The 15240-nt window shown below is 68.0% G+C and carries 13 protein-coding genes and 1 pseudogene; 9 read left to right on the forward strand and 5 right to left on the reverse strand.

Going from position 1 to position 15240, the window contains the following annotated elements; translation table 11 throughout:
- Window positions 1-3 precede the first annotated feature (3 nt).
- The 4 genes from ABLE88_RS13690 to ABLE88_RS13705 all read left to right on the forward strand — a co-directional run bounded on the left by ABLE88_RS13690 (window position 4) and on the right by ABLE88_RS13705 (window position 2728).
- Complete coding sequence (locus tag ABLE88_RS13690; protein ID WP_348832556.1) at window positions 4-366, forward strand: ArsR/SmtB family transcription factor; 363 nt, start codon at window positions 4-6, stop codon at window positions 364-366.
- A 138-nt stretch (window positions 367-504) separates the two neighbouring features.
- Complete coding sequence (gene arsC, locus ABLE88_RS13695) at window positions 505-930, forward strand: arsenate reductase (glutaredoxin) (protein ID WP_348832251.1); 426 nt, start codon at window positions 505-507, stop codon at window positions 928-930.
- Window positions 931-939: 9 nt separating this feature from the next.
- A complete protein-coding gene (gene arsB / locus ABLE88_RS13700) occupies window positions 940-1992 on the forward strand; it encodes an ACR3 family arsenite efflux transporter (RefSeq protein WP_348832252.1) in 1053 nt (350 codons plus the stop codon).
- Between the two features lie 106 nt (window positions 1993-2098).
- Complete coding sequence (locus tag ABLE88_RS13705; protein ID WP_348832253.1) at window positions 2099-2728, forward strand: hypothetical protein; 630 nt, start codon at window positions 2099-2101, stop codon at window positions 2726-2728.
- A 108-nt stretch (window positions 2729-2836) separates the two neighbouring features.
- Here the strand turns inward: ABLE88_RS13705 and ABLE88_RS13710 are convergent, their stop codons facing one another.
- From ABLE88_RS13710 to ABLE88_RS13720, 3 genes and pseudogenes are all read right to left on the reverse strand, one after another.
- On the reverse strand, window positions 2837-3073 hold the full coding sequence (locus tag ABLE88_RS13710) for a hypothetical protein (RefSeq protein WP_348832254.1): 237 nt from the start codon (window positions 3071-3073) through the stop codon (window positions 2837-2839).
- Between the two features lie 501 nt (window positions 3074-3574).
- On the reverse strand, window positions 3575-8422 hold the full coding sequence (locus ABLE88_RS13715) for a VWA domain-containing protein (protein ID WP_348832255.1): 4848 nt from the start codon (window positions 8420-8422) through the stop codon (window positions 3575-3577).
- A gap of 714 nt (window positions 8423-9136) precedes the next feature.
- Window positions 9137-9289 (reverse strand): annotated as a pseudogene (locus ABLE88_RS13720) (transposase); the annotation flags it as partial.
- Window positions 9290-9394: 105 nt separating this feature from the next.
- On the opposite strand from ABLE88_RS13720, the gene ABLE88_RS13725 reads away from it, so the two are divergent.
- The 4 genes from ABLE88_RS13725 to ABLE88_RS13740 are packed head-to-tail and all read left to right on the forward strand — an operon-like array spanning window position 9395 to window position 11389.
- Complete coding sequence (locus ABLE88_RS13725; RefSeq protein ID WP_348832256.1) at window positions 9395-9880, forward strand: winged helix DNA-binding protein; 486 nt, start codon at window positions 9395-9397, stop codon at window positions 9878-9880.
- Entirely contained in the window at window positions 9870-10631 is a 762-nt protein-coding gene (locus ABLE88_RS13730) for a class I SAM-dependent methyltransferase (protein ID WP_348832257.1), read from the forward strand. The genes ABLE88_RS13725 and ABLE88_RS13730 overlap by 11 nt, the downstream gene beginning before the upstream one ends.
- The gene (locus ABLE88_RS13735) at window positions 10628-11089 is read left to right on the forward strand and encodes a thioesterase family protein (protein ID WP_348832258.1); all 462 of its coding nucleotides are present in this window, start codon (window positions 10628-10630) and stop codon (window positions 11087-11089) included. The genes ABLE88_RS13730 and ABLE88_RS13735 overlap by 4 nt, the downstream gene beginning before the upstream one ends.
- 57 nt (window positions 11090-11146) lie before the next feature.
- A complete protein-coding gene (locus ABLE88_RS13740) occupies window positions 11147-11389 on the forward strand; it encodes an alpha/beta fold hydrolase (RefSeq protein WP_348832259.1) in 243 nt (80 codons plus the stop codon).
- A 170-nt stretch (window positions 11390-11559) separates the two neighbouring features.
- On the opposite strand, the gene ABLE88_RS13745 is transcribed toward ABLE88_RS13740, so the two are convergent.
- On the reverse strand, window positions 11560-11805 hold the full coding sequence (locus ABLE88_RS13745; protein WP_348832260.1) for a conjugal transfer protein TraD: 246 nt from the start codon (window positions 11803-11805) through the stop codon (window positions 11560-11562).
- A gap of 1 nt (window position 11806) precedes the next feature.
- Window positions 11807-12133 (reverse strand): conjugal transfer protein TraD, encoded by a 327-nt coding sequence (locus ABLE88_RS13750; RefSeq protein WP_348832261.1) that lies wholly within the window; start codon window positions 12131-12133, stop codon window positions 11807-11809.
- 171 nt (window positions 12134-12304) lie between these two features.
- On the opposite strand from ABLE88_RS13750, the gene traA reads away from it, so the two are divergent.
- Complete coding sequence (gene traA, locus ABLE88_RS13755; RefSeq protein ID WP_348832262.1) at window positions 12305-15211, forward strand: Ti-type conjugative transfer relaxase TraA; 2907 nt, start codon at window positions 12305-12307, stop codon at window positions 15209-15211.
- Window positions 15212-15240 lie beyond the last annotated feature (29 nt).

The following is a 15240-nucleotide window of genomic DNA, read 5'->3' on the forward strand; positions in this document are numbered from 1 at the left end:
ATGATGGACGAGAAGCAGGCCCTCGATGCCTTCGCGGCGCTCTCGCAGGAAACCCGGCTGCGGATCGTGCGCCTCCTGGTGACGGCCGGACCGGACGGGCTGCCGGCCGGCGCCATCGGCGCGGCCATGGACGGCGCGTCCTCCTCGCGCATGTCGTTCCATCTCGCCCAGCTCGAACAGGCCGGGCTCGTGACCTCGCGCCGCGCCGGGCGCTCGATCATCTACTGCGCCGCCATTCCGGGCCTGGCCCGCCTCGTCGGCTTCCTCATGAGCGACTGCTGCCAGGGCCATCCCGAGGTCTGCGATCCGGCCGTCGCCGCGCTGTCCGCCTGCTGCGAACCGGCGAAAGGCGCCCGCAATGCCTGAGCACGGCCGGTCCGGCTGCGTCTTCGACGCCCGGCTCCTCCTGAGCGGCACGTTCGCCTGCCGCAGCGCGAAGCGCGGTGCGATCGGCGCGCTGGAGGCGCATCCGCGCCCCGGCTCGGCACAGCGCGAGGGGGGACCATGGACGTCGTGATCTACCACAACCCGCAGTGCGGCACCTCGCGCAACACGCTGGCGATGATCCGCAATTCCGGCATCGAGCCGCATGTGATCGAATATTTGAAGACGCCGCCCTCGCGGACCATGCTCGTTGAGCTCGTCGCGCGCATGGGCGTCCCGCTCCGCGCTTTGCTGCGCGAAAAGGGCACCCCTTACGCGGAGCTCGGCCTTGGCGATCCGGCGCTCACCGACGCGCAGCTTCTGGACGCGATGATGGCCCACCCGATCCTGATCAACCGGCCGATCGTCGTCAGCCCGAAGGGGGTGAGGCTGTGCCGGCCTTCGGAACAGGTGCTCGATTTGCTGCCGCCGCAACGGGCCGCGTTCGCCAAGGAGGATGGCGCGCCCGTCGTCGACGAATTCGGCCGCCGCGTGGCGGCGCCCTGAGGAGCATCCATGACCACCTTTGAACGCTATCTCACCCTCTGGGTCGCGCTGTGCATCGTCGCCGGCATCGCGCTCGGCCATTTCCTGCCGGGCGTGTTCCAGGCCATCGGCGCGGCCGAGATCGCCCGGGTCAACCTGCCGGTGGCGGCGCTGATCTGGCTGATGGTCATTCCCATGCTGCTCAAGATCGACTTCTCCGCCCTCGGCGCGGTGGGGCGGCACTGGCGCGGCATCGGCGTCACGCTGTTCATCAACTGGGCGGTGAAGCCGTTCTCCATGGCGCTGCTCGGCTGGCTGTTCATCGGCTGGCTGTTTCGGCCGCTGCTGCCGGCGGACCAGATCGACAGCTACATCGCCGGCCTGATCATCCTCGCCGCCGCCCCCTGCACGGCCATGGTCTTCGTGTGGTCGAACCTGACCAAGGGCGAGCCGCACTTCACGCTGAGCCAGGTCGCGCTCAACGACGCGATCATGGTGGTGGCGTTCGCGCCGATCGTCGGCCTGCTGCTCGGCCTCTCCGCCATCACCGTGCCCTGGGGGACGCTGGTTCTGTCGGTGGCGCTCTACATCGTGATCCCGGTCATCATCGCCCAGCTGCTGCGGCGCCGGCTGCTGGCAAGCGGCGGCCAGGCCGCGCTCGACCGCCTGCTCGGAACGCTCGGGCCGATCTCGCTCGTCGCGCTGCTGGCGACGCTCGTGCTCCTGTTCGGCTTCCAGGGCGAGCAGATCATCGCCCAGCCTCTGATCATCGCCTTGCTCGCGGTGCCGATCCTCATCCAGGTCTATTTCAACGCCGGCCTCGCCTATCTGCTCAACCGGCTCGCCGGCGAGCAGCATTGCGTGGCCGGCCCGTCCGCTCTCATCGGCGCCTCCAACTTCTTCGAGCTGGCGGTCGCCGCGGCGATCAGCCTGTTCGGCTTCAACTCCGGCGCCGCGCTCGCCACCGTCGTCGGCGTGCTGATCGAGGTGCCGGTGATGCTCTCGGTGGTCTGGATCGTGAACCGCTCGAAGGGCTGGTACGAGGGCGAAGGCACGCGGCGCGCGCTGCGGGCCCGGCCTTGAGGTCCGCAGGGACCTCCTGGGATCCGCCGCAAAAACAACCTGCCTCTACGGGAACCAAATCCGCCTAGCCGGCGTTATCGGTGACCAGGTAGTTTGGGGACCCTGAATGAGACGAGACGATTCCCGTGCCATCCGCGCGTGGATGCCCATCGTTTGGTACGATCGTTATTCGTCCAATTTGCCGGACATTTGCGTGGGGGAGTGGCCTGCGATCTACGCGCGCAGCGCGGCAAAGCGCTGGAAAATCTGGTTTGTCGACACGCCCGGGGAACGCAGGGCGCTCGATCAGATGCTGGACCGGCCAGCCCGCTTCGCCAACGGCGTCCCCGACTTCCGCGCCGGCCCGGATCTCGTCACCTCGGCGCCCAGCCGGGGCGAGCCCTTCCTGGCGCTCTATCCGCCGCCAAAGGCGGGATGGCCCTGGATCACGGTCCGGTCGATGCCGGGCAGTCCCATTGCGCTACGCCATCGCTACATCTGGGAATGCGAGGAAGCGGCCGCGGACGCCCTCGCCCACTTCAAGCGCTTCGTCGAAGCGGCCCCGAACGTGCCGGCCTACAGCCCCGATCGGCGCCCCGCGGCCGCCCCACCCGCGCCGTCCGACCCGCCGCAGACGGGCGCGGGCACCGCATCTGGTTCCGGGCCGGAGCGCGCGCTCGAGCCCGGTGCCCCGTCGGGTGGCGCCAAGGCCGTGGCCGGCCCGCCGCGACCCCCGCCTTGGTCGTACCGCCGGTGACCGGCGCGGGCCGATCTGCCCCCATTGACGGGGCCAAGCGGGTCCCTGCCGGCGGTGGACCCGCATTTTCCGCAGCTTAGAGCCCGATCCGGGCAGCTTGGCGCGGCGTCAGGGGCCGGCGGAATGGACCGGAATGCGCATCGCCGAGGCGAAGGTCTCGAACGCCCGCCAGGCGCGCCGCTCGAGCTCGGGCTCGTCCGCCGCCTCCATGACGTCGATGAGCATTCCGGCATGGCCCGCCACCGGCAGCGTGCGGATGAAGTCCACGGCCTCCCCCATGGTGCGCAGGACCAGGGTCGATCCGTCGCGGGTGACCTGGAGCGGAGAGAGATGGGCGGTCGACATCGGCCTGTTCTCCTTGTGCCGGTCCCGCTGCGCGCGATCGCCCAGACGACCGCCATGGCGGGAAATCTTCTTCCTGCAGCGCGTCAGATCACGGGCCAGGCGGCCGCATGGGCTGCCGCCACCTGGCCGGGCCGCGTGACGAAGGCGCGGCGCCGCGTGTTCATCGCCTGACTAGCGACGAAAGGCGTCCCCAGTTTGAGGGAGGCATGTCCATTCCGTGGGAAGGGTGCAGGCCTCGATCACGCACGCCAGGAATGCCAGGGCGACCGACGCGCGGCGGCGGGGCGTGACGGCGCGCACCGCCTCGCGGGCGACGGGGCGGCGAAGCAGGGATGCGCCAGGGCGCAAGCGGCGCCCGTTCCGCCGGGTCCGGCCGGTCGCGGCCGGCGCCGAGCGCCCTTGCGGCGGGATGAGGACGATCGCGCGACGGCGCCCCGACGCCACCGCCGGGGGCCGCTGGCGCCCGGATGCCACCGGGTGCCCTGGCGCCGAGGCGGCGCGTCAGCCGCCCGGCGCCCCCGTGCGGCCGCGCTGGTCCTGACGCGGGAACGGTGGCGCCGAGGTGCTCGGCTTGCGCGGATCGGCGTCCGGCCGCCGCTGTGCCGGCACGCAGGTGCGGCCGGAGACGCGCATCCCCTGCGGGCAGAGGCAGTGGGTGCCGGCGCGATCGGGAAAGGCCGGCGGGATGCAGCTTAGCGGCGCCGGCTTCGGCGGCGGCTTCACGCAGCTTCTGCCCCGCTCCACCAGACCCGGCGGGCAATCGCAGGACCCCCGCGGGCCGAGCACCTTCGGCGGGGCGCAAGCGGGCACCTTCACGCATGCACGCCCGCGCTCCACCAGACCCGGCGGGCATTCGCAGGTGCCCCGCGGGCCGAGCACCTTCGGCGGGGCGCAAGCGGGCACCTTCACGCATGCACGCCCGCGCTCCATCGTGCCCGGCGGGCATTCGCAGGTGCCCTTGGGGGTGAGCACCTTCGGCGGGGCGCAGGCGGGCGCCTTCACGCATTCACGCCCGCGCTCCATCGTGCCCGGCGGGCATTCGCAGGTGCCCCTGGGGGTCGGCACCTTGGGCGGCGGGCAGACGTCCTCCTTGACGCAGGCGCCGAAGCGCAGCCGGGTGCCGGCCGGGCAGAGGACCGGAGGCGGCGGCGGCGGCGGGCGCCTGACGCACTTGCCGTCCGCCAGGATCTGGCCCTGGGGGCAGCCGGCGATGGCGGGGGCGGGTTCCGCCACCACAAAATTGGCGCAGTGGCCCCACTGGTCGCCGCTGCCGCCGGTGGACGGGGTCACGTCCGCATAAGCGGTGGGATAGTCCGTGGGCACCGGCGTCTTGCCGTCGGCCAGGAAGCAGTTCGTGTAGGTGCCGGCGGGGATGGGCGCGCCCAGGGTCACCGTGAAGGTGATGGTCTGGCCCAGGGGCAGGCTGAGATTGGACGCCGGGCACGTGGAGGGCGAGCCCGAGCTCCAGGTGCAGGCCACCGGCGGGTTCGACGTGATGGAGGCAATGGGCAGCGGGTTGGGCGAGGAGCCGGAGAACAGCCCGTCGCCGAACAGCACCGGCCCGTTGAAGTCGGTGCATTGCGCCGTCACCGTCACCGTGAACTTGCACGGCAGGGCGCTTTCCACGCCCTGGACGGGCGGGCGGCAGACTTCGTTCAGCGGCGTCTTCTTCACCCACAGATAGGGCGTGGTGCAGGGCACCGGATCCGGCGGGTCGTAATTGCGCAGGCACACCCGGGCGCGCGCCTCGTCGGGCTCGTGCACCGGGCCGGTCTCGGCATTGGCCATGTTGTTCGGCACCGAGCCGACGGTGCCCGATCCCACCGCCGTCACCTGGGCGAAGTTGTTGTAGCACAGCCACGACCCGTCGGTGGGGATGGGCGCGGAGGGCGCGAGCGTCACCTTGAAGGTGAGCGTCGCCGTGTCCCCCTGCGCCATCGCCGGGATGGTCCACACCACCGGATCGCCCGCCACCGCGCTGGAGGGCGGGCTCGCGGAGGTGGACACGATGGTGGCGCCGGTGAGCTGGGCCGGCAGATTGTCCTCCACCACCACATTGGTGAGGTTGCCCGCGGTGTTGGTGAGGTTCAGCGTCACCGTCACCTCGGTGACGTTCGGCGTGTCATGGAAGTTGATGAAGGAGGGCGAGATGGCCTTCGACAGATAGAGCGAGGGGCACAGCTGCTTGGCGAGCCCGGTCAGGGCCCCCGAGAGGCCGCCGAAGTTCGTCATCTGCACGTTGCCGCCGAGCAGCGCGTTGAGGTGGGTCGACACGCTGCCGATGCCGATGCCGATCACCGGCACCCCGGCGGCATAGATCTGGTTCACCACCGGAATGGCCTCGTTCGTGGCGGTGACGGAGTCGGTGTAGAAGGTGCTGCCGGAGCCATCGAGGGCGGCATTGGGCACCCCGTCGGTGATGAACACCACGATGGTGCCCGGCGGCGGCCCGGGCAGGAGCGCGGCGGCCGCGGCGAGCCCCGCCTCCCAATTGGTGCCGCCCACGGGCGCGTAGCCCGAGGCGATCGAGCCCCAGGTGGACGTGGACATGGGCTGAACCAGCTGCGCGGCGTCCGAGAAGTGGATCACCGCCGCCTGGGCGCCGTTGGTGTTGAGGATCGCGGCGGCGCTGGAGAGCGCCGAGGTGACCTGTCCCGCCGAGCTGCCGACGCTGCCGGATTCGTCCACCACGAAGATCACGTTGACGCCGCACATCTTCGGCACCGGCGGCGGGTCGTCCGGATCGTCGAACTCGTCCTCTTTCTCGAGCGTCACGCAGGATTTGTTGTCGTCGAGATTGGCGTCCGTCCCGGCGGCGGGGGCGATCGCCGCGTTGGTGCAATTCTCCCACGGACCGTTGCCGGTGGCGGTTGCGGTGATGCCGATCGCGCCCAGCGCGTCGCCGGGCGCTGCCGGACCGGTGCCGTTATAGGTGCAGGTGAGCGTGCCGCCCGCGGCGATGGGGGCCGGGGTGCAGGTCCAGTCCGACGGCGCGGTGATGGTGGTGAAGGTGACGCCGGCCGGCACCACGTCGGTGACCGTGATCGCGCCCGCGCCGGCGAAGCCGGGTCCCACGTTGGTGACGGCGAGGGTGTAGCTCAGGCCGCCCGCGCCTTCGCCCACCGGCCCCCCGCCGCCGGCCGTGGTCTTTCCGGTCTTCTTGATGGCGATGTCGACCGGCAGCTTCTTCACCTCCACCTCGGCGCAGGCCGTGTTGTTGGCGAGGTCGGTCTCATAGAAGGGCGCGCCGGGCCACAGGCCCACCGTGCCGCAATTCTTGTACTTGCCGGGCTCCTTCACGGTCGCGGTGACGGTGAGCGGGTTGGCGCTCGCGCCGGTGCCGAGGATGCCGGGGCCGAAATTGTGCCGGCAGTTGAGGTTGCCGGAGGACAGTGGCGGCGCCGGCAGGCACAGCCAGCCGGTGCCGGCGGCGCTGATGAAGGTCATGCCGGGCGGCACGGGATCGGAGATGGCGATGCTGGCGCCGGGCGGGAAGGGGATCCCGGCATTGGTCACCGTGAGGGTGAAGGTGAGGGTCCACAGCCCGGTCTTGGGGTCGTATTTCGGTTCGCCGGAGACGGTCTTCTCGAGCGTCAGGTCGACCGGCGGAAGCGGGCAGAGCCTGGGGTCGGGATTGAGGATGCAGTCGATCACCACCGGGCCGCAGATGCCGTTCGGGCCGAGGCCCCACAGGCAGCCGCCGGTGACCTCGCCGCAGCCGCCGCCGAAGCCCGCGCCCCACGGGCAGCCGCCGGGCGGGTCGGAGACCACCACCACATAAGGCGGCGCGGAGGGATAGCCCGGCCCGCCATACCAGGCGACCGGCGGGACGCAGGGCGCCTTGCGGATGCGCACGCCGCCCATGTGGCCGGCGGCCCGCGGGTCCGCCGGCTGGCCGTCATAGTCGACGAAATAGCTGGTCTCGGGCGGCGCGTTGAAGCTGCGCGCCGGGCCGGACGGGCTCGCCTGCAGGCCGTCCACGAGAAGCGGGCCGCCCGCCTCCAGCCGGGTCCTCAGCGCCGGCGCATCCCTGAGCTTCTGGCCGGTGGCCCACAGCGTGGATTCGCAGCCGGCGCCGGTGACGAGAAGATTGTCCGGCCCGTAGCCGTAGCCGAGATCGACGCCGCCATTGGCGTTGCGGTAGGCGCCGGCGAAGCCGACGGCATATTCCTCGGGCTGCGGGATCCAGCGGCCCGCCGTCCTCGGATCGTCCGGGGTCTCGAGCCTGTAGCGCAGCACGCGCGGCTCGCCGGGCCGGGTGAAAGCGGCGAAGTCCCAGCTCGCGGCCTGCGGCGCGCGCTGGGCGAGGATCATGACGCCGGTGTGCGAGAACACCATGTCCGTGACCGGATAGGGACCGGGCGCGGCCGGCACGGCGAGCTCGAACCGCGCGTCGCCGGCGAAGCCGCCGTCCGGGGTGAAGCCCACCGACCAGACCTGCGGCGGCTCGGCCGGCGCGCCGTTGTTCACCGAATAGAACAGGCGCCCGTCCTGGACCGCGAGCGCGAACACCCGCCGCGCCGGCGGGGCGAAGCCCCAGGTGCCCGGGTCGTCCGCCTTGAAGCGCGCGCTGGCGATGTTGGGCCGGTTCGCCGGGGCGAAGGCCACCGGCGGCAGCCGCGCCGCCGTGCGGCCCTGGACGCCATGGTCGAAGGGCGGCCCGCGCTCGGTGCCGTCGTCCACCGAGAAGCGGTGGACCATGCCGGTGTGCAGGTCCGAGACCAGAAGCTGCCGGTGCGCGCCGTCGTAGGCGAGATTGCCGAGCGCCGGGGCGGGATTGGCAGCGCCGTTCAGCATCACCTCGGCGAACAAAGTCACCTCGCCGCTGGTGCCGTCCACGCGGTAGATGCTGCCCGGACCGCCCGACAAATCGAGGCCGAACTGGCCGGCCATCCACGAGGTGCCCGGCCCGCCTTGGCGGCGGCGCTCCGGCATCCCGTCCGGCCCGCGGCCGACGATGGCGAGGCCGAACGCCGAGGTGGCGGCGAGATAGGCGTTGGGCGCCGGCGCGTCGTCGAGCGCGACGCCGAACACCTGGCCGATGGTCTTCGCCGGCAGATCGAGCCGGCTCGGCGCGTCCATCACGGCCGCATTCCAGGGCGCGCCGGGGCGGCCGACGTCGAGGATGCGCGCGGCGGCGCCCTCGGGATCGATGAAAATGAGGTCGGCGCGGCTCTTGCCCGGTGGGCGCGGCTGCGCGGGGTCCGGCTCAATGGTTCCGGAAAAGCCGGTCACCACCGCATCGCCGAGACTGATCAGCGGCGGCGGCGGGGCTTGTGCGACCGCTGGCGCGGTCAGCGCGAGCAGGAGGAATGCGACGGCGCCGGCTCGTATGGAAACCCTGGGCATATGCCGCTCCTGGCGCTGCCGTCCCGCAGGGTCACTATGCACGATTTTGTGATCGAAGTAGTGCGATAGTGTGGCGAATTGAAATTTTCGTGCGCCTTCGCGCCACCTGCCGAAAGATGATGCAAGAGCCGCGCGGAAGACGGTAAGTGGTTCCGCCGCGCGCGAAACCTGCGTCATCTTGGGCATGAGCGCGCAACAGCTTTGCGCGCCAGCTCGTGCTTGGCGGGCTGGCAAGCTCAATTCGCGCGCTCGGCTTTTCCTATGAGGAGGGGGCGAACGCGCCCCCTGCGGACCCGCCTGCCGAACAAGCGCGAGCCGCGGCCTCGTGAGCAAGGACTTGCCAGGGCGCTTTTGCGATCTCTTCCACGGACCCGGGCCTCTTCCGGACGGCCGGCTCGAACGACGGGCGGAGGTGCTTGCGCCATTCGCCGGAGGCGCTCACGTGATCCTGCTTGGCGAGGCTCATCCTGCCGCCCTTTTTCGGACGGGACTTAGCGCAAGCCGCGTCCTTGAAAAATCCCGCCGGCAGCGGGTGGGCTGGGCAGGGATGAAAGCCCCGCAGAACCGGGGCTAAGAGAAGCGGGGCTACACAGGTCTGGCGGGCCACGCCCGATAGTGATGAGCACTACGTTTACGCTATAGCCCTATAGGGTTCGATGCCTTCTCAAGGTAGAGCTAAATGCAATGGATTTTAGAGTCGGTCCCAAAAGTTTTTCAAGGATTATAGCGTTTTCGTAGCATGAGGCGAATGGAGGCCAAGCGCAGGAAGGCGAGGCCTGTCGCATTGAGGTTTTCCCAATCCTTGGCGAGCCGGCGGCAGCGATTGAGCCAAGCGATCGATCGTTCGACGATCCAGCGCTTGGGCAACCACCCGCCAGAACGAACGTGACGCTGGATAAAACTTGGGGGGCAACGTCATGTGCGTTCTCAAGGCTCTTGCAATTGCATTAGCACTAATGTAATTGGATGTCTATGAATTCGAAAGTGACGCCCGGTTTGGGCGAATTGCTCCGCTACGTCGGCGAGTTGGTCGATCAGGGCGCAGAGGAACAGTACCGTGCTATGGGCCTTGAATACCGCCCACGGTACACCCCGGTCCTGCGCGCGCTCGGAGCGGGCGCCGAAACCGTGACCGACATAACAGTGCGCAGTACCCTGACGCAGGGAGCGATCAGCCAGACCGTTTCACTGATGCTGAAGGATGGCATTCTGGCACGTCACCAATTGGAGGACGGGCGCAAGACCGGACTGCACCTGACCCGAAAAGGGAAGGACCTGCTGAAGAGACTTGAGCCCCACTGGGCGGTCACGTTTTCGGCCATTAGAGGCTTGGAGGCGGAAGTTGGGCATCCGCTTCTTCAAATTCTCACCGACACCGCTCAGGCACTCGAGCGACAGGGTTTTGGAGAGCGACTCAAGGAGGCTGCCAGCCACCGGAAGGACGCCAATGAAAGCTGAACAGAAATCCGCAAGAAACTGGTTTGATCGCGACGGCCGCAGCTATGCTTCCTTCCGACCTGTGTATCCCGCCTCCTTGTCCCGTTTCTTGGCGGAGGCGGCACCCGATACGCAGAGAGCCGTAGACGTCGGCTGCGGCACAGGACAGCTCACCCATCAGCTCGCCGACTTCTTCCAATCCGTGATGGGTGTGGATCCGAGCGCCGAACAGATTGGCAACGCCCTGCCGCATGAGCGTGTCGAGTATGTTTGCGCACCGGCCGAAAATCTACCGCTGCCCGATCGCAGCGTCAGCCTTGTTACCGCTGCGCAATCCGCCCATTGGTTTGATCTCGCGGCCTTCTACGACGAGGTCCGCCGGGTGGCCGTGAGCGGCGCCGTGATTGCGTTGGTAAGCTACGGCGTCCCGCGCTTGGCGCCGTCCGACCTGGACGCCCGTTTTAGGCGCTTCTACTGGGAGGAAATTGGTTGCTACTGGCCGCCGGAGCGCAAGCTGGTCGAGTCAGGCTACGCCGATCTCGAATTCCCGTTTGAGGAACGACCGACTCCCGGAATGGAGATCGACCGCGCCTGGGATCAGAGTGATTTTCTCAGCTATCTCTCGACATGGTCCGCCGTGCGCCGGGTCAACGAAGCTGGTCGAGACGATATTCTCGAAGCCTTCGTGCACGATCTTCACCTGATCTGGGGAGATCCTGAAAAGAGGCGGCCCGTGCTCTGGCCCATAAACATGCGCGTGGGGATCATATGAACGAGTTCAATGAGTGCCTGCCACTTGAAGTGGGGATAGGAGCACGAGAGAGCCTCACCGTTGCTCCTTTCCACACCGTACCGGAGTTGGATGACACCTGGCCCGGCTTCCGCGACATGCCTCCGGTTCTTGCCACCGCGATGATGATCGGCTTCGTTGAACAAACCTGTATCGAAGCGCTTCGTCCTTATCTCCGGTCTCAGCAACGAACCGTCGGCACGCACGTCAACGTCAGTCACCTCGCGCCCACGCCCGTTGGCATGAGTTTTGAAGCTGATGTCAAACTCGTGGAGATCAAAGGCAACTCGCTGCTTTTCACGGTCTCTTGCCGAGACGAGGCCGGCTTGATCGGTGAGGGGACCCACACCCGCGCCATTATAGACCTTCAGCGCTTCGCTCAGCGCGCGAACGAAAAGCGCGAACGCTGGAAACACGCGAAAGCCACACGTTCAATTTGACGTTCAGCATCCGCGATTGGACCGGGTCGCTGGCAGGAAACCGCCAAGGGGCATGACATGTTTGAGGGATTTCAGAATGAAGTCGTGCGCGTGGACGGCGTTGACATTGCCTGCGTGATTGGCGGCGACGGCCCTCCAGCTCTTCTGTTGCACGGATTCCCGCAATCAAAGGAGATGTGGGCGAGAGTCGCTCCAAGACTCGCAGCCAATTTCACCGTGGTTTGTTCCGACCTGCGCGGCTACGGCGCGTCCTCCAAGCCATACTTTGTTGTCTACCTCTTCGACAATTATGTGTCATGAGCCGAAATAATCTCGCCACGAAACTCCCGAACCCCCGACAAAGTTTTGCGACCAATATTTTATGAAGCAGCGGCAAGCATTTGCGCGGCAAGCCGCGCGATGGCGGGCAGCGCTGCAATATTTGGGGTCTCCGCGCCGCCCGCCATCGGTCATGCCTGATCGCGTTGGGCCTACGAGACGATGGGCGTCTCTTCTTTCCGTTCCGCTGCGAACGCCTCTTTCCCTTTTTCGGACCAGAGCGTGCGGGCCTGTACACTCTGATCGCTTCGAAGCTTGTCGGCCATCCAGAGCAGCGCGCCGAGGATGGTGGCGCGATCATCGCCGGTCAGGTCCACGACCCCGGCCTTGACGACGAACCCGCCGAGTTCGATCAGATGCCGCGTGCGCTTGCGGCGCTCGACCTGCCAGATGCGCATGTCATGACGCGTCCGTGCCGCCTGATGCCGATTGCGCGCCGCCCGGTTGCGTCGGAGTGCCGCCAGTGTTGCGGTCAGGCGCTGGCGCAGATCGCCGCGATCTGCCGCGAAAGAACGCAGCGCCGCGCTTGGCCCACGCCTCCTTCTTTCCGGCATCGGTCGTTTCCGCCAGCACGACCAGCGCACCCGCCAGTTCGTCGGCGGTGAGCGCGTCGGCGCCGGTCGAGATGACCAGTTCGCCGAGTTGCTGCACCTTGCGAGTTTTCAGGTCCCGCGCCTTGTCTTCCAGTGACTTCAGTTCCGCATCGAAGTCTCGTGGCTTGCGCATCGTCGTCTCCATAAGCTGTCGATGGAACGATGATAGTTGAGCGCCTACCGCAATGCTGTAAGGTTGCCGGGACGGGCTGAAACGGCGCGAGAGGTCCCGAGAAATTAGTTTCGATGGCGCGCTTATACGTCGTTCCGACGTGCGCTTGAGGGCAGTATCTGGTCGATCGCCGTGGCGATCTACCATTTCTCCGTTCAGGTCATCGGACGCGCGGCGGGCCGCAGCGCGGTCGCTGCCGCCGCCTACCGTTCGGCCTCGCGGCTGCATGACGACCGGCTGGGCCGCGATCAGGACTTCTCCAACAAACCGGGCGTTGTCCACTCCGAGGTCATGCTGCCGGAGAACGCGCCCGAGGAATGGTCCGACCGCGAGCACCTTTGGAACGCTGTCGAGGCGTTCGAGAAGCGGAAGGATGCGCAGCTTTGCCGCGAGGTGGAGTTTGCCATTCCGCGCGAGATGACACAGGCGCAGGGCATCGAACTCGCCCGGGACTTCGTGCAGGCGGAGTTCGTCGATCAGGGCATGATCGCCGACCTCAATGTGCATTGGGACGCTGGCGCTGACGGACTGCCCAAGCCCCATGCCCATGTCATGCTCACCATGCGGTCGGTTGATGAGAACGGTTTCGGCCCGAAGGCGCGGGAGTGGAACCGCACGGAGATGGTGGAGCGTTGGCGCGAACGCTGGGCCGATCACGTCAACGAGCGGCTGGCGGAACTCGACATCGACGCGCGGATCGACCATCGCAGCCTTGAGGCGCAGGGCGTCGCGCTGGAGCCGCAGACGAAGATCGGCGCACCGGCGCAGCGCATCGAGGCTGCCGGGATCGAGGCCGACCGCGCCGAGGATCACCGGCGCATCGCCCGAGAGAATGGCGCGCGGATCGTCGCCGATCCATCTTCCGCCCTGGACGCGATCACGCAGCAGCAATCGACCTTCACGCGCCGCGACATGGCGATGTTCGCGCACCGGCACAGCGACGGAATCGACCAGTTCAACGAGGTCATGGACGCGATGCGCAGCGCGCCCGATCTGGTCGAACTCGGCAAGGACGATGCCGGGCAGGATCGCTTCACCACCCGCGACATGATCGAGGCGGAACAGCGCCTGCATCGCGCCGCCGAACTGATGGCGGAACGGGAACGCCATGAGATGAACGACGTGGACAGACGGGCGGCGCTGGCGCGTGCGGAAGCGCACGGCCTTGTCCTGTCCGGCGAGCAGGCGGACGCGCTGGCGCATGTCACGGACCGGCGCGATCTTGGCATTGTCGTCGGCTATGCCGGGACGGGGAAGAGCGCGATGCTGGGTGTGGCGCGCGAAGCCTGGGAAGCTGCGGGCTACGAGGTCCGGGGCGTTGCTCTTTCCGGCATCTCGGCGGAAAATCTCGAAGGCGGATCGGGTATCGCGTCCCGCACCATCGCCAGCATGGAACACGGTTGGGCGCAGGGCCGCGACATGCTCACGTCGCGCGACGTTCTCGTGATCGACGAGGCGGGCATGGTCGGCACGCGGCAGTTGGAGCGCGTGCTGTCCCATGCCGCCGAGGCCGGGGCCAAAGTGGTGCTGGTCGGCGATCCGCAGCAGTTGCAATCCATCGAGGCCGGCGCGGCGTTCCGCTCGATCCACGAGCGCCACGGCGGCGCTGAGATCAGCGAGGTGCGCCGCCAGCGCGAGGACTGGCAGCGCGACGCCACGCGCGACCTGGCGACCGGCCGAACTGGCGATGCGATCCATGTCTATGAACGTCACGGCATGGTCCATGCCGCCCCGACGCGAGAACAGGCGCGTGGCGAATTGATCGACCGTTGGAACCGCGACCGGCAGGCGAACCCGGATGCAACCCGCATCATCCTCACCCACACCAATGCCGAGGTGCGGGAATTGAACGAGGCGGCCCGCGACCGGATGCGTGGCGCAGGCGAACTTGGCGCGGACGTGCATGTCGCCGCCGAACGGGGCGCGCGGACCTTCGCACCCGGCGACCGCATCATGTTCCTGCAAAACGAGCGCAGCCTTGGCGTGAAGAACGGCACGCTCGGAACCGTCGAGCAGGTCAGCGCGCATAGCATGATCGTGCGCACCGATGATGGCCGCGATGTCGCATTCGACTTGAAGGACTACAACAAGATCGACCACGGCTATGCCGCCACGATCCACAAGGCGCAGGGCATGACCGTGGACCGCACCCGTGTGCTGGCGACGCCGGGCATGGACGCCCACGGCAGCTATGTCGCCCTCTCGCGCCACCGCTCGCGTCTGGACCTGCACTATGGCCGCGACGACTTCGCCAGTCAGGACAAACTCATCAACACCCTGTCGCGCGACCGGGCCAAGGACATGGCGAGCGACTACCAACCCGCCCGTGACTATGCCGAACGGCGCGGCATCACCTTCCGCGAGCGGGTGGAACGGGTTGTCGAGATCGTCCGCCAAGTTCCCGAAAAGGTGCGCGGCATCTTCGACGGGCTGCGGCTGCCCGCCGAGGGCGGACAGGGGCCGGAAAGGAAGGTGGCGGAAGACCCGGAGGCGGCGTTGCGCCACGCCCGTGGCCGGGCGCTCGTCCGCCATGCCCGCGCCGTCGATGCGATCTTCACGGCGCAGGACCAGGACGGCAGGGCCAGCCCCGATCAGATCAGGGAATTGCAGGAGGCGCGCCAGCGGTTCGAGGAGGTGCGCCCTTACGGCTCGCATGACGCCGAAGCAGCCTACAAGAAAAACCCGGAGCTTGCGGCGGAGGCAGCATCCGGCGACGCCCGGCGCGCAATCCGTGCCCTGCAACTGGAAACCGAGCTGCGCACCGATCCCGGCCTGCGCACCGACCGTTTCGTGGAACGCTGGCAAAATCTCCATAGGGCCAGCGACGAACGGTATGCGGCGGGCGACTATGCCGGTCACAGGGCCGCGCGGGCGGAAATGGGGAACATGGCGCACAGCCTGGAACGCGACCCGCAGATGGAGTCCCTTCTGGCGGGTCGCAAGCGCGAACTCGGCATCTCATTTGATTCGGGGATGGGCGTCGGCCGCGACCTCACCCTCACGTTCGGCCTCGGCCGGGGCCGGGGTCTCGGGCTGTAGAACCATCCTATTTGCCGCCGCCTCTTCGC

Source organism: Xanthobacter luteus, from assembly GCF_040049235.1.
Classification (GTDB): Bacteria; Pseudomonadota; Alphaproteobacteria; order Rhizobiales; family Xanthobacteraceae; genus Xanthobacter.